Consider the following 508-nt stretch of genomic DNA (forward strand, 5'->3'; position numbering starts at 1 on the left):
GCCCAGGGCGAAGGTTTCGCCGGCGGCGCAGACCGAGTTGACCGTGTCGTAGTCGTACTCGACATCGTTCGTACCGCTGCCGTAGGAGATGGTCTTCGGCCGGCCCAGGGCGTCGTAGGTATAGCTGTGGGCGACGGCGTCGTTGGCGTCCTGCTTGGTCGCCAATTGGCCGGCGGGGGTGTAGGTGTAGTCGGTGACGCCGGTGTCCGGGCTGGTCAGTTGGGTGCGGTCGCCGAAACCGTTGTAGGCGTAGACGGTGTTCAGACCCTTGGGGTCGGTGACCTGGGTCACCTGGTCGAAGGCGTTGTAGGCGAGCTTCGTCTCGACCGCCAGGCCATTGACGTCCTGCAGCAGGCGGCTGAGCCGGTTGAGCGGGTCGTGGTTCTGGTCGCTGATCCGGCCCAGCGCATCGGTGGTCAGGTCGGGGTTGCCGTCGGCGTCGTAAGTGAAGGTGGTGGCGTGGGCGGCGGCGTCCTTGGCCTGGTGCAGCTGGCCGAGCGAGTTGAAC

1 pseudogene is annotated in these 508 nt (G+C 66.5%); it reads right to left on the reverse strand.

What is annotated here, in order from left to right:
• A pseudogene (locus TX83_RS24275) lies at positions 1-508 on the reverse strand (hypothetical protein); the annotation flags it as partial.

The sequence above is a fragment of the Lysobacter antibioticus HS124 genome (assembly GCF_000336385.2).
Taxonomy (GTDB): Bacteria; Pseudomonadota; Gammaproteobacteria; order Xanthomonadales; family Xanthomonadaceae; genus Lysobacter; species Lysobacter firmicutimachus.